The organism is Priestia sp. SIMBA_032 (assembly GCF_046535215.1).
Classification (GTDB): Bacteria; Bacillota; Bacilli; order Bacillales; family Bacillaceae_H; genus Priestia; species Priestia aryabhattai.
In genome coordinates this window covers 1-420 of the sequence record NZ_JAWRXD010000167.1, presented here as the reverse complement: position 1 = coordinate 420, position 420 = coordinate 1, and the positions used below count along the sequence as shown (strand labels likewise).

The following is a 420-nucleotide window of genomic DNA, read 5'->3' as shown; positions in this document are numbered from 1 at the left end:
CGCCGTCCACGGTGACGGAATGTCCCCGGCATGGCGAACTGCTTGGAATGGACGACCTCCCCGACATCGAAGGACATCGTGAACGCTGAACCTCTTTCCCTCCAGGCCGCCAGGCGAGGTGGCGATGCTGGCTATGACCCGAGACGCGGACTGATCCTTGCCGACGCCACACCGAACCCGATCCACACCAGGATCGTCACCGGCCGCGCGCACCGTATCCGCGACAGCCTCGCCTACGTCCTCGCCCTGTGGGAGTTGCATCGCCCCGGCGACACGGTGATCGACGGGGAAGATCGCATCTCCCGCGCAGCGCGCGTGCTCGATGAGGTGCTCACGCTACAGGACACCGACCCAGCCAGCGACACATATGGGATTTGGTCGTACTGGGCAGAAGAACCGCTGAGTGAGATGGCGCCGCCC

Annotated in this window: 1 protein-coding gene; it reads left to right on the top strand. The window is 65.2% G+C overall.

Annotated elements, in window-relative coordinates; genetic code table 11:
* Positions 1 to 42 precede the first annotated feature (42 nt).
* Positions 43 to 420, top strand: a 378-nt coding sequence (locus SB717_RS33850) for a hypothetical protein (RefSeq protein WP_410907180.1), incomplete at its 3' end; no start/stop codon positions are given.